We start from the raw sequence: 16,918 nt of genomic DNA on the forward strand, positions 1-16,918 counted from the left end.
TTTGGCGAACGCGCATTCGGCACGCGCATCGGCTTTCCCCCGACCGATTGCGGAATGGCGTTCACAGTGATGGCGAACGTTCCGCGGGCCGTGCCCCAACGCTAGCGCGGGTGCTGCGGTCACGCCAGCCCTGGCGACGAAAGAGCCTCGGCGTGTCTACACCTTGCTGCGTGGATGGCACGGTGTGTCGCGGGCGAGCGGTCCGCGGCACGCTGTGTCTGCCTCGCATCGCGTGTCGGCGCGTGGTCGATCGCGCAAGCGTGGCATTGCATCCTCGCCATCCACGCTCAGCCAAGCAATGTGACGGCAGCGTGCAGCGCCAGGCCGATCAGCCCGCCGACCAGGGTGCCGTTGAAGCGGATGTACTGCAGGTCGCGGCCCACGCTCAGTTCCAGTTGCTCGACCAAGTGGCGTTCGTCCCAACCCTTCACGGTCTGCGCGATGTGCTCGGTGACGCCGCTGCGCAGGCGCTGGGTCAGCCGCTCGGCGCCACCGAGCAGGTGCTGGTTGAGCGCTTCGCGCAGGGCCGGATCCTGCGACAGCGACTGGCCGAGCGCGCCGAGGGCGCGCTGCAGGTGCTGCACCAGCGCGCCATCCTGGCGCGACAGGTCCTCGCGCAGCGCGCTGTGGATCTGGTCCCACAGCCCCTGCACGTACTCCTGCACGCCGGGGTGCTCGATCAGGCGCTGTTTCATCGCCTGCACCTTGGCGGCCGTGGCCGGGTCGGCGCGCAGCTGCTGCACGTAGCCGCCCAGCCAGCGTTCGTAGTCCTGGCGCAGCGGGTGCTGCGGCTGCGACAGCACGTCCTGCAGTTCTTCCAGCAGCGCGTGCGCCAGGCGCTCGGCGAGGGTGTCGGCGATGCCCTCGACCGGCTTCACCCATTCCACGGTGCCGACCAGCTTGGGCCACTCGCGGCGCGCGTACTTGACGATCATCGCCGACACCCGCTGCTTCACCGCGGCATCGTCCAGGTGCCGGCCGAGCCGGGTCAGCGCTTCGTCCAGCAGCGCCTGGTGGCGGCCATCGGCGGTAAGTAGGCCGAGCAGCTCGCCGGCGGTGGCGGCGGCATCCCAGTCGCGCAGCCGCGCCACCACGAAGCCATGGATGCGGCGCCGCACCGCGGCCTCGTCCAGCAGATCCAGGGCCTGCAGCGCCCAGCCGCGGGCGAGATCGGCCAGCCGTGCCGACTGCGCCGGTTCGGCCAGCCACTGGCCCAGCCGCGCCGCGGGATCGAAGGCGTTGAGCTTGGCCAGCAGCGCGCCCGGTTCCAGGAACTGGTCGCGCACGAACACCGCCAGGCTGTCGGCGATGCGCGCCTTGCTGTGCGGGATGATCGCGGTGTGCGGAATCGGCAGGCCCAGCGGATGCCGGAACAGCGCCACCACCGCGAACCAGTCGGCCAGCGCGCCGACCGTGGCCGCTTCGCAGAACGCGCCGACCCAGGCCCACACGCCGTGCAGGCCCATGGCATGGCTGAGCAGGAAGCCGCACAGCATCGCCAGCAGCAACAGCGCGGCCAGCAGCTTCATGCGCCGCAGTTGCGCACGGCGCGGATCGGGGGGCAGGGGCAGGTTGGGAGACGCGCTCATGCGGGCGAGTCTACGCAGTGTGCGGTGAGCGCGGCTGCATGGGCGCGCACCCCGCGGCGGACTGTGGCGACGAGCGCCTGTGCGTGGATCAGCCCGACAACTGTGCGCGCAGTGCCGCCACTTCCTCGCGCAGCGCCTGGTTTTCGGCCTCAAGGTCGGCCACGCGCTGGCGCAACGCCAGCGTCGCGTCGCCATCGGTGTCCGCTGCCGGGGCCGTGTCTTCGGCGGCGGCCGGCGGCGCCTGCTTGGGCTTGCGCTTGGACTCGCGGGCGCGCTTGGCGGCCTGCTTCAGTTCGTCCTTGCCGGCCATGGCCGCGGCGCGCTGTTCCTCCTCGGGCAGGCTGGCCACCGCCGCGGCGGCATTGATCGAGATCGCGCCGGACTTGACCGCTTCCACCACCTCGGCGGCGGCCTGCTTCTGGATCTTCTCGATCTGCACCACCTGGCTGTTGCTGAGCCGTGCCACGCGCGCCAGCTCGGCGCGGCTCAAGGGTGCCGGTGCGTCGGCCCAAGGCGGTGTGTCGGTATCGCTCGCGGCCTCGGCGGCAGCCTCCGGGTCGGCGACGTCGGCAGCGGGTGCGTCCGCAGCAGCCGCAGCGGCGCGTCGCTCGGCGAGGATCTCGCGCTTGCGCAGCGCCAGCACGCCGCGCTGGAAATCGGAGACGCTGCGCCGGCCCAGGTGCTGGTCGATCATCCACAGGTGCACGTCCTGCAGCGACTGGAAGCGGGTGTTCTGCACGGTCTGGAACGGCAGGTCGTGCTTCTGGCAGATGCCGTAGCGGTTGTGTCCGTCGACCAGGATGTCGCCCCACAGCACCAGCGCATCGCGGCAGCCCTCGGCCAGCAGGCTGCGTTCCAGGGCGGCGTACTCGTCGGCGGTCAGCGGATCGATGTAGGCCTTGAGGTCTTCTTTGACAACGATGTTCATCAACGGGGCGGCACGGTGTGGCAGTGGGGGCGGCATTGTAGAGGGCCGGGATTGGGGATTGGCGGATTCGGGATTTGCAAATGCGCAAATCTGCGTGCTGTTGCCAATCCCCCAATCCCGAATGCCCAATCTCGGCTCGCGCCGCGAGCCTCACCCCACCACCACCTCGCTGATCTGCATCACCGGCGTCAGGTCGGTGTAGTTGGCGATGTCGGCGAGGATCTCCTCCGCGTGCGGGCCGAAGCCGGCCTGGAACGCCTCCACCGAGTCGCTGAAGATATGGCACATGCCGACATAGGTCGGATCGCTGCCGGGGGTGCCGCCGGACAGGCCCTTGTCGACCGTGTAGCCGCGGCAGGCCGCGCCCATGCGCGCCTGCACCAGCGGCATGTGCGTGTCGCGGTAGTAGGCATGGTCGAAGCGGGCGCCTGGCGTGTACGGGTACATCACGCTGACCTTGATCATGGAGCGTCTCCTGTGGCGGCGGTAGCCCCCGGCCGGATGCCGGGGTGGCGCAAGGCTACACCCGGCTCCGGCTGCATGTGTTGCGATGCGGCGGGCGTTGGGCCGGGAATGGGGAATGGCGAATGGCAACAGCAAGAGCAAGAGCAAGCGATGCGGCTGACTGATTGCCAAATGCGCGCGCTGCGGTGCTTTTTCGATTCCCTATTTCTGATTCTCCATTCCCGGCCTCACAGGCAACCGTCAGCCCAGCGCGTCCAGCGGCCGCACGAAGTCCTGGCCCAGCGCCTGCGCCACCGCACGGTGGGTGAGTTTGCCGGCGTGCACGTTGAGGCCGTTGCGCAGGTCCTGGTCGTCGCGCAGCGCCTGCAGGCCGTGTTCGGCCAGCAGCAGCACGAACGGCAGGGTGGCGTTGGTCAGGGCGAAGGTGGAGGTGCGGGCCACGCCGCCGGGCATGTTGGCCACGCAGTAATGGACGATGCCGTCGACCTCGTAGGTCGGCTGCTGGTGCGTGGTCGCGTGGCTGGTCTCGAAGCAGCCGCCCTGGTCGATGGCCACGTCCACCAGCACCGAGCCGGGCCGCAGCAGCGCCAATTGTTCGCGCGACACCAACTTGGGCGCGGCCGCGCCGGGGATCAGCACCGCGCCGATCACCAGGTCGGTGTGCGGCAGGCACTGCTCGATCGCATCGCGGGTGGAGTACAGCGTGGTCAGCTGCTGGCCGTAGAGTTCGTCCAGGTACTTGAGCCGCTCCAGCGAGCGATCCAGCACGGTCACGCGCGCGTGCAGGCCCATCGCCATGCGTGCGGCGTTGATGCCGACTACGCCGCCCCCGATCACCAGCACCTGCGCCGGCGCGACCCCGGGCACGCCGCCGAGCAGCACGCCGGAGCCGCCCTGCGCCTTCTCCAGCGCATGCGCGCCGGCCTGGATCGCCATGCGCCCGGCGACCTCGCTCATCGGCGCCAGCAACGGCAGGCCGCCGTGGCCGTCGGTGACGGTCTCGTAGGCGATGGCGGTGCAGCCGGAGCGCTGCAGTGCCGCGGCCTGCTGCGGATCCGGCGCCAAGTGCAGATAGGTGAACAGCAATTGCCCGGGGCGCAGCAGCGCGCATTCCTCGGGCTGCGGTTCCTTGACCTTGACGATCATCTCGGCCTGCGCGAACACGCTGGCCGCATCCTCGGCGATGCGCGCGCCGGCGCGTTCGTAGTCGGCATCGGTCAGGCCGATGGCCTGGCCGCCGCCGCGCTGCACCAGCACCTGATGGCCGTGCAGCACCAGCTCGCGGACCCCGGACGGGGTCAGCCCGATCCGGTACTCGTGGTTCTTGATCTCTTTCGGAACGCCGACCAGCATGAGCGGTTCTCCAGGCAGACGCGGCGCGTGGGGAGCGCAGGCGGTGGGTTGGTGGATGAGGGTGGGGTCAGGGCGTGCTGCGGATCATGTCCGCCAGCACCGCGAACATGCGCTCGATGTGGGTAGGCTCGACGATCAGCGGCGGCGACAGCGCGATGGTGTCGCCGGTGACGCGGATCAGCAGGTCGCCCTCGTGGAAGCAGCGCTCGAAGATCTCGTAGGCGCGCGCCCCGGGCGCGCCCTTGCGCGGCGCCAGTTCGATCGCGCCGATCAGGCCGAAGTTGCGGATGTCGATGACGTGCGGCAGATCGCGCAGCGCGTGGATCGCTTCCTCCCACACCGGGCCCAGTTCGATCGCCTTGTCGAACAGTTGCTCTTCGGCATAGGTGTCCAGCGTCGCCAGCGCCGCGGCGCAGGCCAGCGGATGGCCGGAGTAGGTGTAGCCGTGGAACAGGTCGATGGCGTTGGCCGGGCCATGCGCGAACGCCGCGTGGATGGCGTGGGACACGAACACCGCGCCCATCGGCACGCAGCCGTTGGTCAGCCCCTTGGCGGTGGTGATCATGTCCGGGGTCACCCCGAAGCGTTGCGCGGCGAAGGCGTGGCCGACGCGGCCGTAGCCGGTGATGACCTCGTCGAAGATCAGCACGATGCCGTGCTTGTCGCACAGTTCGCGGATGCGCTGCAGGTAGCCGTGCGGCGGCAGCACCACCCCGGCCGAGCCGGAGATCGGCTCGATGATCACCGCGGCGATGGTGGACGCATCGTGCAGCGTCACCAGCCGCTCCAGATCCTCGGCCAGTTCGGCGCCATGCGTCGGCAGGCCGCGCGAGAATGCGTTGCGCTCCAGATCGAGCGTGTGTCGCAGATGGTCCATGCCGGGCAGCAGCGGACCGAACGCCTTGCGATTGTTCGGCAGGCCGCCGACCGAGATGCCGCCGAAGCCGACCCCGTGGTAGCCCTTCTCGCGGCCGATGAAGCGGGTACGCTGGCCCTCGCCACGGGCGCGGTGGTAGGCCAGTGCGATCTTCAGCGCGGTATCCACCGACTCGGAGCCGGAGTTAGTGTAGAACACGTGGTCCAGGCCCGGCGGCGACAGTTCCACCAGTCGTTCGGCGAGCACGAACGGCAGCGGCGAGCCCATCTGGAAGGTGGGGGCGAAATCCAGTGTGGCGATCTGCCGCGCCACCGCCTCGACGATGCGCGGTCGCGCGTGGCCGGCGTTGCAGCACCACAGCCCGGCGGTGCCGTCGAGGATCTGGCGCCCGTCCACGCTGCGGTAGTGCATGCCCTCGGCCGAGGCCAGCAGCCGCGGCCGTGCCTTGAACTGGCGGTTGGCGGTGAACGGCATCCAGAACGCCTCCAGCGTGTCCGGCTCGCGGGTGGCCTGCGCGGCGTAGTGGTCGGACAGCGCCTGGGGCGAGAGGGGCGGCTGAGGGCGCATCGCAGGCTCCACGCGAGGGATGTTGAAAAAACTTTACACCATGCTGGCGCGCCGGGTGTGACTCGGCGTGTCGCCGTTCGCGCGATTGCTGCAGGCGTTTCCCGGTTGCGCCGCAGCACGGGCGCGCCGCGCGAAATTGACCGCCTGGGGCGGGTGTGTAAAGTATCCGGCAACACCGCCACTGGCGATTCCCATTCGCGATGGATATCGGCGCCCGCCTGCACCGGGTTCGCACCGCCCACGGCCTGAGCCAGCGTGAGCTGGCCAAGCGGGTGGGCGTGACCAACAGCACCATCTCGTTGATCGAGCAGAACAAGGTCAGCCCGTCGGTCAGTTCGCTGAAGAAGGTGCTGGACGGCATCCCGATCTCGCTGGCCGAATTCTTCACCCAGGACCTGGACGCCGGCGCGGCCGATGTGCCGTTCTACCGCGCCGACGAATTGCCCGACGTCGGCAGCGACGGTATCCACTACTACCTGGTCGGCCGGCATCGCCCGCAGCGGCAGATGTGCATCCTGCGCGAAGTGATGCCGCCCGGCAGCGACACCGGCAGTGCGATGCTGGTGCACGACGGCGAAGAGGGCGGGGTGGTGGTGGCCGGCGAAGTGGAGATCACCGTCGGCAGCCAGGTGCGGGTGCTGCGCGCCGGCGAGGGCTACTATTTCGAGAGCCGGGTGCCGCACCGGTTCCGCAACGTCGGCAGCGAGACCGCGGTGCTGGTCAGCGCCAATACGCCGGCCACGTTCTGAGCCGCATGCGCACCGCGCCGCCGCTGGCCGTCGCGTTCTTCCGATCCTTCCTTCGCAGCAGGAGTTCCCGATGACCGCACCCCGCACCCGCGACGCCTGGCAGGCGATGGCCGACACGCTGCGTCCGCGGACCCAGGCCTTCATCGACGGCCGCTACGTGGATGCCGCCAGCGGCAAGACCTTCGACTGCATCAGCCCGATCGATGGCCGCCTGCTCGGCCGCGTCGCCGAGGGCGAGGCCGAGGACATCGACCGCGCGGTCGCCGCGGCACGGCGCAGCTTCGAGGCCGGGCACTGGTCGCAGGCCAAGCCGGCGCAGCGCAAGAAGACCCTGCTGGCGCTGGCGCAGTTGGTCGAACGCCACGCCGACGAACTGGCCTTGCTGGAGTCGCTGGACATGGGCAAGCCGGTGCGCGATGCGCGCCGGGTCGACCTGGCGGCGACGGTGCGTTGCCTGTCCTGGACCGCCGAGGCGGTGGACAAGCTGTACGGCGAAGTGGCGCCGACCGGGCAGGACGAACTGGGTTTGATCACCCGCGAGCCGCTGGGCGTGGTCGGCGCGATCGTGCCGTGGAATTTCCCGTTGCTGATGGCGGCATGGAAGATCGCGCCGGCGCTGGCCGCGGGCAACTCGGTGGTGCTCAAGCCGTCGGAAAAATCGCCGCTGAGCGCGCTGCGCCTGGCCGAGCTGGTGGCCGAAGCCGGCATACCCGACGGCGTATTCAACGTGGTGCCGGGCTTCGGCAAGGGCGCCGGCGAGCCGCTGGCGCTGCACATGGACGTGGACGGGCTGGTGTTCACCGGCTCCACCGCGGTCGGTCGGCGCCTGCTGCAGTGCGCCGGGCTATCGAATATGAAACGCGCGTACATGGAATGCGGCGGCAAGAGCCCGAACCTGGTGTTCGCCGATGCGCCGGACCTGGAACAGGCGGCGCAGGCGGCGGCCGCGGCGATCTTCTACAACCAGGGCGAAGTCTGCACCGCGGCCTCGCGTCTGCTGGTGGAGCGCTCGATCAAGGACAACTTCGTCGAGCGCGTGGTCGCCGCCGGCCGCGCGCTGCAGCCGCGGCATCCGTTCGACGACGACGCGACCATGGGCGCGTTGGTGGACGAGACCCAGACCCACCGCGTGCTCGACTACATCGCCCGCGGCAACGCCGAAGGCGCGCGCCTGCTGCTCGGTGGCAAGCGCGTGGAGGTGGTGCCCGGCGGCTGCTACGTGGAGCCGACCATCTTCGACGAGGTCGGCCACGAACACACCATCGCCCGCGAGGAAATCTTCGGCCCGGTGCTGTCGGTGATCGCCTTCGACGACGAGGCGCACGCCCTGCGCATGGCCAACGACAGCGACTACGGCCTGGCGGCGGGCGTGTGGACCCGCGACATCGGCCGCGCGCACCGTGTGGCGCGCAAGCTGCGCGCCGGCAGCGTGTGGGTGAACTACTGGGACGGCGGCGACATGACCGCCCCGTTCGGCGGCTACAAGCAATCGGGCAACGGCCGCGACAAGTCGCTGCATGCCTTCGACAAGTACACGGAGATGAAGGCGACCTGGATCAATCTGGCTGAGTAGCGGGGATTGGGGAGTCGGGATTGGGGATTGGTCAAAAGCGCAGCTACGGGCGCGGATGTGGTAGGAGCGGCTTCAGCCGCGACAGGCGTTTCCGGTAACGCCATCGCGGCTGAAGCCGCTCCTACAACGACGGCGGTGTTCCCGAAACGACAGCGGTGCTCCAGGTCGCAGTACAGCCAATCATCCCCAATCCCGACTCCCCAATCCCGGCTCCCGATCCACCCGGCACGCAAAACAGCCTTGCCGCGCATGATGCAGATGCAGGTAGCGCACCTGCGGGTCGGCGAAGGCGCAGGCGATCGCGGTGGCGATGCGTTCGCCCGGTTGCACGTCGGCGGTGATCAGCATGTCGCGGGCATCGTAGCCGCGCAGCGAGATCAGGCGGCGGACGATGGCATCGGGCACCTCGCCCGGCGCCGGTGCGGCGGTGACGACATGGCGGCGCACGTAGATCGGGCCGGCGGCGCGGTACGGCGTCTGCGCGGGTTGATGCAGATAGTGCAGCAACAGCAGTTCCTCGCCGGGCCGTGCGTCCTCCAGGCTGATCCTGCAGGGATAACCTAGCGCGCTGTCGGCGTGGAGCCGTTGCGCGTGGCGTGCCTGCAGTTGGGCGTCGTCGAGGTCGAACAGGGCGGCGAACGGCGCGGCCGGCAGGCCGACACAACGGAAGCTGGACATGGGAGCTCCAGGAACGGATTGGAGCGCGCAGCGTGCCGGTCACCGCGACGGCGCGCTGGCCGCATTCGGACGCGGCATTCGTTCGGCGCCGGGACCGGCGCGTGACACAGCATCGGGGCAAGCCGCATGCACGGAGGGCGATGACGCGCCACCGTGGCGGTGCGTCGCCGCTTCGGTACTTGGACAGGCCGCGCGTGTCGATAACGACGGCGCGGCCTGCCGATGGCGCGTTCCCGCCTCAGCGCGGGACGTAGTCGGCGAAGCCGACCGGATGCTTCGGATCGGCCGACTGCACCTTGTCGCCGTCCTTGACCAGCGCCTCGGCGTCGGGCGTGGGATTGGGGTTCATTTCCCAGCGCTGCTGGATGCGCTTGTGGAACAGCCACTGCTTGCGCTGCGGGTCGTAGCGGAAGGTGATGAAGTCGGTCCAGTGCTGGCCGCAGGACACCCCGTTCTGCACGGTGAAGTAGCGGCCCTTGGCGGCGAACGGATCCTCGTCGGGATCGAACGGATCGCACTGGCCGCCCTGGTCGCGCTTGAGGATCACATGGTCGTTGCGCGCCGCCAGCCGGTAGTGGCCGTCTGCCAGTTGCACGAAGATCAGCAGCGGTCGTGCCGGGGCCGGATCGCGCTGCGCTTCGCCGCGCTGCTGCAACGCGACCAGGTAGTCGGCACGGCCGTCGCCATCGAGATCGGCCTGCAACTGCGCCAGCGGCTGGTAGCCGGACGGCACCTGACGCAGCACATCGGTGGGCAGTGCGGCGGCGTGGGCGAGGTGGCTGGCGAGCAGCAGGCTGGCGGCGAGGCCGAAGCGGTAGGGAAGGGGCATGGGACGATTTCGCAGGCAAGGGGGCGCAAGCCTAACCGACCGGGCAGGCTCCGGCGGAATCGCGCATTGGCCGGCGTCGCGTGCGCTGGCGGATCGGCGGGGGCCGCGCCCGGCGGTCGTGCGCCGCACAAGGATTGGCGAGCCGCACACTTCCGGCCGATGGCGCGGCACCACTGCGCGTTTTGTACTACGCTCGGCGCGTGCGGTCGCGCGTCGGCGGGCCGTTCGCAGGCGGCATCGTGCAGAGGCCGCCGGCACGTCATCCGCACCCAGGGCGCCGACGCATCCGAGGGGACACCAGATGAACGACTTGCACCGCGTTGCCGGTTCCGCGCCGACCGATCGTGCCGGCCTGCTCTCGAAGGAACGCATCGTTGCCGGGCCGGGCTTCAACCGCTGGCTGGTGCCGCCTGCGGCATTGGCGATCCACCTGTGCATCGGCATGGCCTATGGCTTCAGCGTGTTCTGGCTGCCGCTGTCCAAGGCGCTGGGCATCACTGAGGCGGTGGCCTGCCCGGCCGACATGGGCTTCCTGGCGCGCATCGTCTCGGCCAGCTGCGACTGGAAGATCAGCGAACTGCAGTGGATGTACACGCTGTTCTTCGTGTTGCTGGGTTGCTCGGCGGCGCTGTGGGGCGGCTGGCTGGAACGCGCCGGCCCGCGCAAGGCCGGCGTGGTCGCGGCGCTGTGCTGGTGTGGCGGGCTGGTGATCTCGGCGCTGGGCATCCACCTGCACCAGATCTGGCTGCTGTGGCTGGGCTCGGGCGTGATCGGCGGCATCGGCCTGGGGCTGGGCTACATCTCGCCGGTGTCCACGCTGATCAAATGGTTCCCGGACCGTCGCGGCATGGCCACCGGCATGGCGATCATGGGCTTCGGCGGCGGCGCGATGATCGGCAGCCCGCTGGCCGACGCGCTGATGCGGCATTTCGCCGGCCCCGGCTCGGTGGGGGTGAAGGAAACCTTCCTGGTCATGGCTGGCCTGTACTTCGTGTTCATGATGGCCGGCGCGTTCGGTTACCGGGTGCCCCCCAGCGGCTGGACCCCGGCCGGCTGGAGCGCGCCGACCGCCAGCGCCAACGCCATGATCACCGCGAACCACGTGCACGTGCGCAAGGTCTGGGGCATCCCGCAGTTCTGGCTGCTGTGGGGCGTGCTGTGCCTGAACGTGTCGGCCGGCATCGGCGTGATCGGCATGGCCTCGCCGATGCTGCAGGAGGTGTTCGGCGGCCGCCTGATCGGCGTGAACGCCGGCTTCGCCAGCCTCGATCCCACGCAACTGGCCGCCATTGCCGCCATCGCCGCCGGCTTCACCGGCCTGCTCAGCCTGTTCAACATCGGCGGGCGCTTCTTCTGGGCCAGCATGTCCGACAAGCTCGGCCGCAAGCACACCTACTCGCTGTTCTTCGTGCTCGGCATCGCCCTGTACGCGGCGGCGCCGTGGGCCGGCAAGCTCGGCGGCACTGCGCTGTTCGTGGGCATCTTCTGCGTGATCGTGTCGATGTACGGCGGCGGCTTCGCCACCATCCCCGCGTACCTGGCCGACCTGTTCGGCACGCAGATGGTCGGCGCCATCCACGGCCGCCTGCTGACCGCCTGGGCCACCGCCGGCATCCTCGGCCCGGTGGTGGTCGGCTACATGCGCGAGTACCAGTTGGGCATGGGCGTGCCGCCCTCACAGGTGTACAACACCACCATGTACATCCTGGCGGGGATGCTGGTGCTGGGCCTGATCTGCAACCTGCTGGTACGGCCGGTGGCGGCCAGGCACTTCATGACCCCGGAGGAGCTGGCCGCGGAGAAGCTGCTGGCCCACGAGCGGGTCGGCCGCAGCGGGCAGGCGTCGCCGGATGCGGCGCAGCTGGCGCTGGTCGGCCGCGGCGGCAATCCGCTGCTGCTGGCGCTGGCCTGGCTGGCGGTCGGGCTGCCGATGCTGTGGGGCATCTGGGTCACCCTGCAGAAAGCGTTCGTGCTGTTCCACTGAATCCGGAGAATCGCGATGTATTCGGGTGCGTCATCCAGGCCAGGTGCGGTCGCGCGCGGCGTGCACCGCCATCGCGACGGGCGCACGACCATCGCCCAGGACCTGGTGGCGGCCGAGGTGCCGGTGGCGTTCGCCTACAACGACACGCCGTTCGTGGTGATGATGGCCACGCCGGAAGACCTGGAGGATTTCGCGCTGGGCTTCTCGCTCAGCGAGGGCATCGTCGAGACGCCGGCGCAGTTGCGCATCGAGGCGGTGGAGACTTATCTGGAGGGCGTGTCGCTGCGCCTGCGGATCCCGCCGGCGCAGGCCACCGCCCTGCAGGCGCGGCGCCGCAACCTCGATGGGCGCAGCGGCTGCGGGGTGTGCGGCAGCGAGTCGCTGGAGGCGGTGCTGCGCGCGCCGCGGCCGGTGCCGGCCGGCGCGCCCATCGTGGCCGCGGCGCTGGCCCGCGCTTTGCGAGCCTTGCGCGCGCGGCAGACCCTCAACGCGCTGACCGGCGCCACCCATGCCGCCGCCTGGGCCGATGCGCAGGGCGACCTGCAACTGATCCGCGAAGACGTCGGCCGCCATAACGCGCTGGACAAGCTGATCGGCGCATTGGTCGGCGCCGGTCTCGATCCCGGCGCCGGCTTCGCCGTGGTGACCAGCCGCGCCAGCTACGAGATGGCGCTGAAGGCCACCCAGGCCGGCATCCCGCTGCTGGCCGCCATTTCCGCACCCACCGCGCTGGCCGTCGCGCTCGCCGACAGCGCCGGCCTGACCCTGATCGGCTTCGCCCGCGATCACGATTACGTCGTCTACAGCCATCCGCAGCGCCTAGCGCAGACCGAACCCGCCGGAGAGCCCGCATGAGCAAGAAGACCATCCAGCCGTACACGCAACCGGCCGGCGGTTGGGGCGCGCTGCGCGCCGTGGCCAAGCACCTGATGGAGCAGGACGTGGCGGTGCAGGGGGCCAAGACCCTGCTGCACGCCAACCAGCCCGACGGCTTCGACTGTCCCGGTTGCGCCTGGCCCGACCGCGACCACACCTCCACGTTCGAGTTCTGCGAGAACGGCGCCAAGGCGGTGGCCGCCGAATCCACCGCACGCCGCGCTACCCCGGAGCTGTTCGCCCAGCACAGCGTCGCGCAACTGGCGCGCTACAGCGACTACTGGCTGGAAGGGCAGGGCCGGCTGACCCAGCCGCTGCGCTACGACGCCGACACCGATCACTACGTGCCGATCGACTGGGATGCGGCGTTCGCGCTGATCGCCCAGCACCTCAATGGCTTGGCCTCGCCGGACGAGGCGATCTTCTACACCTCCGGCCGCACCAGCAACGAAGCCGCGTTCCTGTACCAGCTGTTCGTGCGCGAGTTCGGCACCAACAACTTCCCGGACTGCTCCAACATGTGCCACGAGCCGTCCGGCACTGCGCTCAAGGCGCAGATCGGGGTCGGCAAGGGCACCGTCTCGCTGCAGGATTTCGAGCTGGCCGATGCCATCTTCATCTTCGGCCAGAACCCGGGCACCAACCATCCGCGCATGCTCGGCGAACTGCGCCAGGCGGCCAAACGTGGCGCGGCGATCGTCTCGTTCAACCCGTTGCGCGAACGTGGCCTGGAGAAATTCGCCGATCCGCAGGACAAGCTGGAGATGCTGCACAACGGCTCCACGCGCATCTCCTCGGACTATTTCCAGCTGAAGATCGGCGGCGACCTGGCCGCGGTCAAGGGCATCATCAAGCATGTGCTGGAGCGCGATGCCGAGGCGGCCAGTGGCGGCCAGCCGCGGCTGCTGGACATGGAGTTCATCGACCGCCACACCGCCGGCTTCGAGGCCTTCGCCGCCGAGGTCGCGGCCGAGCCGTGGGACACCATCGTCGAGGAATCCGGGCTGAGCGAGGCCGCACTGCGCAAGGCCGGCGAGATCTACCTCAAGGCCGAGCGGCTGATCGCCTGCTGGGGCATGGGCATCACCCAGCACAAGCATTCGGTGGCGACCATCCAGATGATCGCCAACCTGCTGCTGCTGCGCGGCCACCTCGGCCGCCCCGGCGCCGGCCTGTGCCCGGTGCGCGGCCACAGCAACGTGCAGGGCGACCGCACCATGATGATCTACGAGCAGCCGCCACAGGCGTTCCTGGACCGGCTGCAGAAGGTGTTCGGCTTCGCCCCGCCGCGCGCGCCCGGCTACGACACGGTCGGTGCGATCGAGGCGATGGCCGACGGCCGCGCCAAGGTGTTCTTCGCCATGGGCGGCAATTTCGCCACCGCCACGCCCGATACCGATGCCACCCATCGCGCGCTGCGCCGTTGCGAATTGACCGTTCACGTCACCACCAAGCTCAACCGCAGCCACCTGGTGCACGGGCGCGACGCGCTGATCCTGCCGTGCCTGGGCCGCACCGAGATCGACATCCAGGAGGGCGGACCGCAGCACGTCAGCGTCGAGGATTCGATGAGCATGGTGCACCTGTCCGGCGGCATCAATCCGCCGGCCTCGCCGCAGTTGCTGTCCGAGCCGGCGATCGTGGCGGGCCTCGCCGAGGCCACGCTCGGTGCGCGCAGCACGGTGCGCTGGCGCTGGCTGGTGGCCGACTACGATCGCATCCGCGACCTGATCGCGCAGATGTTCGACGACTTCGCCGACTTCAACGCGCGGGTGCGGGTGCCGGGCGGCTTCCGCCTGTCCAATGGCGCACGCGATCGCGTGTGGGACACGCCCGAGGGCCGCGCGGTGTTCAAGCCGCATGCGGTGCCCACCGACAACCCGATCCACCGCGCGCGCCGGCAGCATCCGGGCGAGCTGGTGTTCACCCTGGCCACCACGCGCTCGCACGACCAGTACAACACCACCATCTACGGCCTGGACGACCGCTACCGCGGCGTGTTCGGCGAGCGCCGGGTGCTGTTCATCCACGCCGCCGACATCGCCGACCTGGGCATGCGGGCGGGCGACTGGGTGGACCTGCACAGCCTGTGCGAGGACGGCGTGCCGCGCCAGGCCAAGCGCTTCATGCTGGTCGAGTACAACATTCCGCGCGGCTGCCTGGCGGCCTACTACCCAGAGACCAATGCGCTGGTGCCCCTGTCCAGCTTCGCCGACGAGGCGCGCACGCCCACCTCCAAGTCGATTCCGGTGGTGGTCACCGCGCATCTGGCCGACGCCACCGCGGCCGCCCCGCGCGACATCGGTGTGGCGCTTGTCCGCTGATCCGCTGCTGACCGCGCGCCTGCTGCCCTTGCTGGCCGAGGCGCCGGAGGGCATGGCCCTGGCCCGGGTGTGCAAGCGGCTGGACGTGCGCATGAGCGTGTTGTTGCGCACCCTGGCCTGGCTGGGCGATGCCGAACTCGCCGGGCAGGCGGGGCCGGGCTGGGTGCGGGTGGAACGGGCGGGCGAACGCGAGCTGGCGGTGCTGACTGCCGCAGGTCGCGCACAACTGCCGCATTGAGCACGAAGCGGCAGCTACTTCAGATACCTCCCAATACCTGCACGCTGCGCCGCCGGCTCCGCTGCGGGCGTGCTGCGGCCCGCTCCCGACCGGGCGATCGGCTTTGGATATCGACATTGGTACGTGTGCACTGCCGGCATATCTGCAGCGGGCGGTCATCGCACCATCTGGAAAAGCGCGTTGCGCTTGCGTGCCTCCAGCTCCGTCGCTCCGGAAACAAGTAAATCTCTTTTTTTGCGTTAACAGAAGCACGCGGAAATTGATAATCAATTCTCGTCGCGTGGAAATATAATTTTAATACTTTCCCGTGGTAAGTGATCCAGTCGCGATTTAGTGCGTTTGGCGCGCGGAAGTCTTTCCCTGTCTCAATCCGTGAGAATTCCGGATCCGACGCTGCAGGTTGTTTCCACGAAGTGGGCCGGCGCAGCCGATCGAACATGCGGCCAGGCCAAGATCCGGATTCTGCCAGGCGGCGGCGTGGCTTTGCGGTTACGACGCACGCCCATTTCGTGGAAATGCGGCAGGTACCTCGCCAGGCGTCTCTGGCGGTGGCCATGCCCATTGACCGTCGCAGCCGGAGTGGATGCGATGCAGCAGCGTTTTCCGTTGCAGGTCGCGGATTCGTCCTGGGAAAACATCCTGTTTTTCATGCCCATAAGAGGATGATGCGATGATCACTGGAAAGATTTTGGCGTTGCGCACATGTGCCAACAATATGGCCGATCACTGTGGCTTGATCTGGCCGATATCGGGTTATGTGGAATGCAGATACTGGAAACCGTCCAGATTGCACGAGAACGGCCTGACGGGCCTGTTGTGGGGAAGAGGGGACTGGGCACATCTGAGTGCGCATGCCGATGCCCGCTGGGTCGTCTGTGAAGTCGACGCCGGCGACGCGCTGCAGTTGCCAGAGGAGGGGATGATCAAGTTCCCGCGTGCGGCCGTGCTGCTTGTCGGGAATCGGAACGAGGCGCTGGACTATATTGCGCACAACATCCAGTTCTACGAGATGGCAAGTCAGGCAGCGGTGTCCGCCGAATCGCCGGACGTGCCGAGCCCAGGGGTGGCGCTGTCTGCACGGGCGACCCAGGCAACCCAGGGAACCCAGCCCAACTGGCCCACCCCGCCGCACTTGGCAACACCGGTCGCCCCGGTTGCCGCGGTCATCGCGGCGAATCCTGGTGCATCGCGCCACGACGCCGTCGCAAGGAAGACCGAAACAGGTGTCTATGGCAGTACGCTCACCGGCTCCGACCAAAGCCGGCTGATCGCTGGCTACGGCAGTACCGAAACCGCCGGCGACCACAGCGATCTGATCGCCGGCTATGGCAGCACCGGAACCGCGGGATCCGACAGTTCCATCCTTGCCGGATACGGCAGCACCCAGACCGCCGCCGTCAGGAGCACGCTCATTGCGGGCTATGGCAGCACCCAGACGGCGCAGGAAGGCAGCCGCCTGACGTCCGGTTATGGCAGTACCGCGACCACGGGTGCCGACAGCGCCGTGATCTCCGGCTACGGCAGTACGCAGACCTCGGGTAGCGACAGTTCGCTGACGGCCGGTTACGGCAGCACGCAGACCGCGCGGCAGGGCAGCGACGTCACTGCCGGCTATGGCAGCACGGGCACCGCTGGCGCGGACAGCACGTTGATCGCCGGCTACGGCAGCACTCAGACCGCCGGTAGCGACAGCTCGCTGACGGCCGGTTACGGCAGCACGCAGACCGCGCGGCAGGGCAGCGACGTCACTGCCGGCTATGGCAGCACGGGCACCGCTGGCGCGGACAGCACGTTGATCGCCGGCTACGGCAGCACCCAGACCGCGGGCAGCGACAGCTCGCTGACGGCCGGTTACGGCAGCACGCAAACGGCGCGGCAGGGCAGCGAC

13 protein-coding genes and 1 pseudogene are annotated in these 16,918 nt (G+C 69.2%); 7 read left to right on the forward strand and 7 right to left on the reverse strand.

The annotated features are described in order from the left end of the window. Window positions 1-287: 287 nt before the first annotated feature. The 5 genes from GGR64_RS13220 to GGR64_RS13240 form a co-directional block, all read right to left on the reverse strand. Window positions 288-1,589, reverse strand: coding sequence for a DUF445 family protein (locus GGR64_RS13220; protein WP_260303018.1), 1,302 nt, complete (start codon window positions 1,587-1,589; stop codon window positions 288-290). Window positions 1,590-1,677: 88 nt separating this feature from the next. Beyond that, complete coding sequence (locus GGR64_RS13225) at window positions 1,678-2,517, reverse strand: plasmid replication/partition related protein (protein WP_184646426.1); 840 nt, start codon at window positions 2,515-2,517, stop codon at window positions 1,678-1,680. A gap of 150 nt (window positions 2,518-2,667) precedes the next feature. Beyond that, on the reverse strand, window positions 2,668-2,982 hold the full coding sequence (locus tag GGR64_RS13230) for an EthD family reductase (RefSeq protein WP_160965799.1): 315 nt from the start codon (window positions 2,980-2,982) through the stop codon (window positions 2,668-2,670). Window positions 2,983-3,222: 240 nt separating this feature from the next. After that, window positions 3,223-4,335: an alanine dehydrogenase gene (gene ald, locus GGR64_RS13235; RefSeq protein WP_184646428.1), complete on the reverse strand. Its 1,113-nt coding sequence runs from the start codon at window positions 4,333-4,335 to the stop codon at window positions 3,223-3,225. A 67-nt stretch (window positions 4,336-4,402) separates the two neighbouring features. Then, the gene (locus GGR64_RS13240; protein ID WP_260303019.1) at window positions 4,403-5,779 is read right to left on the reverse strand and encodes an aspartate aminotransferase family protein; all 1,377 of its coding nucleotides are present in this window, start codon (window positions 5,777-5,779) and stop codon (window positions 4,403-4,405) included. A 200-nt stretch (window positions 5,780-5,979) separates the two neighbouring features. Here GGR64_RS13240 and GGR64_RS13245 point away from each other — a divergent pair, with 200 nt between their 5' ends. After that, window positions 5,980-6,528: a cupin domain-containing protein gene (locus GGR64_RS13245; RefSeq protein ID WP_184646430.1), complete on the forward strand. Its 549-nt coding sequence runs from the start codon at window positions 5,980-5,982 to the stop codon at window positions 6,526-6,528. A 70-nt stretch (window positions 6,529-6,598) separates the two neighbouring features. Beyond that, complete coding sequence (locus GGR64_RS13250) at window positions 6,599-8,101, forward strand: aldehyde dehydrogenase (protein ID WP_184646432.1); 1,503 nt, start codon at window positions 6,599-6,601, stop codon at window positions 8,099-8,101. A 180-nt stretch (window positions 8,102-8,281) separates the two neighbouring features. On the opposite strand, the gene GGR64_RS13255 is transcribed toward GGR64_RS13250, so the two are convergent. Continuing rightward, window positions 8,282-8,779: a DUF1203 domain-containing protein gene (locus GGR64_RS13255; RefSeq protein ID WP_184646434.1), complete on the reverse strand. Its 498-nt coding sequence runs from the start codon at window positions 8,777-8,779 to the stop codon at window positions 8,282-8,284. A 238-nt stretch (window positions 8,780-9,017) separates the two neighbouring features. Further along, complete coding sequence (locus tag GGR64_RS13260; RefSeq protein WP_160965809.1) at window positions 9,018-9,608, reverse strand: hypothetical protein; 591 nt, start codon at window positions 9,606-9,608, stop codon at window positions 9,018-9,020. Window positions 9,609-9,909: 301 nt separating this feature from the next. Between GGR64_RS13260 and GGR64_RS13265 the strand changes: the two genes are divergently transcribed. The 5 genes and pseudogenes from GGR64_RS13265 to GGR64_RS20895 all read left to right on the forward strand — a co-directional run. Next, window positions 9,910-11,592 carry an OFA family MFS transporter gene (locus GGR64_RS13265; RefSeq protein WP_184646436.1) on the forward strand — a complete coding sequence of 561 codons (1,683 nt, stop codon included), beginning with the start codon at window positions 9,910-9,912 and terminating at the stop codon, window positions 11,590-11,592. Between the two features lie 15 nt (window positions 11,593-11,607). After that, a complete protein-coding gene (gene fdhD, locus GGR64_RS13270; protein ID WP_184646437.1) occupies window positions 11,608-12,447 on the forward strand; it encodes a formate dehydrogenase accessory sulfurtransferase FdhD in 840 nt (279 codons plus the stop codon). Continuing rightward, window positions 12,444-14,792 (forward strand): FdhF/YdeP family oxidoreductase, encoded by a 2,349-nt coding sequence (locus GGR64_RS13275; RefSeq protein ID WP_184646439.1) that lies wholly within the window; start codon window positions 12,444-12,446, stop codon window positions 14,790-14,792. The genes fdhD and GGR64_RS13275 overlap by 4 nt, the downstream gene beginning before the upstream one ends. Then, the gene (locus GGR64_RS13280; RefSeq protein WP_184447524.1) at window positions 14,782-15,030 is read left to right on the forward strand and encodes a hypothetical protein; all 249 of its coding nucleotides are present in this window, start codon (window positions 14,782-14,784) and stop codon (window positions 15,028-15,030) included. The genes GGR64_RS13275 and GGR64_RS13280 overlap by 11 nt, the downstream gene beginning before the upstream one ends. Before the next feature lie 670 nt (window positions 15,031-15,700). Beyond that, window positions 15,701-16,918: pseudogene (locus tag GGR64_RS20895) on the forward strand (Ice nucleation protein); the annotation flags it as partial.

The sequence above is a fragment of the Xanthomonas sp. 3307 genome, from assembly GCF_014199735.1.
Taxonomy (GTDB): Bacteria; Pseudomonadota; Gammaproteobacteria; order Xanthomonadales; family Xanthomonadaceae; genus Xanthomonas_A; species Xanthomonas_A rydalmerensis.